The following is a 2,021-nucleotide window of genomic DNA, read 5'->3' as shown; positions in this document are numbered from 1 at the left end:
TAAGAGGTACTTATAACTGAAATGACCTTCATCTGCATAGCTTTGTGTAGTGTCTTAGAATGTAAGCCGAGTATTTCTTTGCTACATAGATGAAACGCGATCGCTCGATCATTCATTAAAAAAACTTCAGTGATTCAAGTTAAATAATTTTCATCTTACAGAATTTTTGAAGATAGTGAAGTACAGCTGTAAGACTATTCTTATATTTCCTGTTCCCTAGATCAATAAAGCTTCATACCTTATCCACTCGAAAACTGCTATAACGTAAGGATATTTTAATAATTTGTCTTGCTACTTTTAATGTTTTATTTAGCAACCAGTCTATTAATTATTTTTATTTTTGTTATTATGAATAAAATATTAAGTTGCACCCAGATAAGTTTATAACTTGCTAAATTTATTAGATATAGAAAAAATCTGTTTAATTTAACAATAAATTTTTCGTTCAAGAGTAATATTTGGCTAAACAATATAATCAAGTGGTAATTGTAAAAACTCCTCTAATTTCATCAATATATCTATTACTGTCCTCTATAAATCACTTGTTCTTTCTGCACTACCATTCCGTTTATAGCCATACTAAAATGACTGTTGTCTATCATAAAAGTCTTACTTCCATCAATTGCTAAATATCCTTGTTTGACACTAACAGGTAATTCTAATAGTTTATTAGGATTTGATTTAGCGCCAGCTACTAAAGTTAGTTGACCATTACCATTACGACAAATATTAGCAAAATAATTTTTAGATTCAAAGTATTTTACTTCAGACCAATTTTCTCCTTTTTTATTGCAAATACGCCACTGTTCGCGGGATACTTGAGCAAGTAACATAGATTTGTTTTCAATTTGTTCTGGGTTAGAAGCAAAAACTTGAGATGAAGAAGTTAATAAGGCAAATGTACCAATTGTAAATACTCCTAGTTGAAAAACCTTTTGATTAATTTTAAGTAAATTCACGTCAAGCTCCTTGATATAGAAAGTAGTATTGAAAATCTATAGCGTCATCACAATGAATTATTATTTTCATTGCTATTTAACTTCATTAACACTATTTTTGACTAAAAATCAGCAAAAATCAACCTAGAAAATACTGAATTTTTTCCGGATAATTTTTTGAGAATAAATTGTCGAAAAATTAGCTCCATTCATCAATAAGTATAATTTTTAAAGAATACAAGCCTTCAAGGTATAGATATTATTACGTTAGTATCCCCGATAAATTACGGAATTTTGCTAAAGTTAAGCTGATTGTAGAAAAATTCCTCAAGACAATAATGGAGATAATAGGTGCAAATTACTAAACGTAACATCGAGTTAAGAGTTGATGATAGTTTAATGCGTGTATATGTAGCAACTCCTAAACCAGACGGAGTATATCCAGGTATTGTATTCTACAGTGATATCTATCAATTAGGAAGTCCGATAATTCGTCTAGCTAATTATTTAGCTGGTTATGGTTATGTAGTAGCTGCCCCAGAAATTTTTCATCGTACTGAGCCAGTTGGCTTTGTAATTGAGCCAGATGACTTAGGAAGGATGCGGGGTAATGACAATGCATGTCGAACTAAAATAGCTGAATATGATGCGGATACCAGAGCTGCGATCGAATTTATCAAAACAGAAAGTTCAGTTGCTGAGGAGAAAATAGGTGCTATGGGTTTTTGTATTGGTGGGCATTTAGCATTTCGGGCAGCTTTTGAGAAAGAGATAAAAGCCACCGTTTGTTGTTACCCGACTGGTGTTCCCAGTGGTAAGTTAGGTAAAGGAGTTGCTGATACAATTAAACGAGTGAATGAAATTCAAGGTGAGATATTGATAGTATTCGGTACTCAAGACCGTCATACACCAGAAGGCGATCGCCAAATCGTAGCTCAAGCTTTGGAGCAAGAGAGTATCGCTCATCAAATTTTCTTATATGAAGCGGAGCATACTTTCATGCGTGATGACGGTTATCGTTATGACTCCGCTGCAACTACTTCAGCTTGGTCTCAAATAATACCTTTCTTTAATCGTGTGTTT

2 protein-coding genes are annotated in these 2,021 nt (G+C 32.8%); one reads left to right on the top strand and one right to left on the bottom strand.

Annotated features, from left to right (window positions below):
* Positions 1–521: 521 nt before the first annotated feature.
* Positions 522–959 carry a hypothetical protein gene (locus tag AC3DU7_RS32345; protein WP_488043319.1) on the bottom strand — a complete coding sequence of 146 codons (438 nt, stop codon included), beginning with the start codon at positions 957–959 and terminating at the stop codon, positions 522–524.
* Positions 960–1,289: 330 nt separating this feature from the next.
* On the opposite strand from AC3DU7_RS32345, the gene AC3DU7_RS32340 reads away from it, so the two are divergent.
* A partial coding sequence (locus tag AC3DU7_RS32340) for a dienelactone hydrolase family protein (RefSeq protein WP_488043318.1) occupies positions 1,290–2,021 on the top strand: 732 nt, incomplete at its 3' end.

The organism is Okeania sp., assembly GCF_983059655.1.
This window is presented reverse-complemented; position numbering and strand designations above follow the sequence as displayed.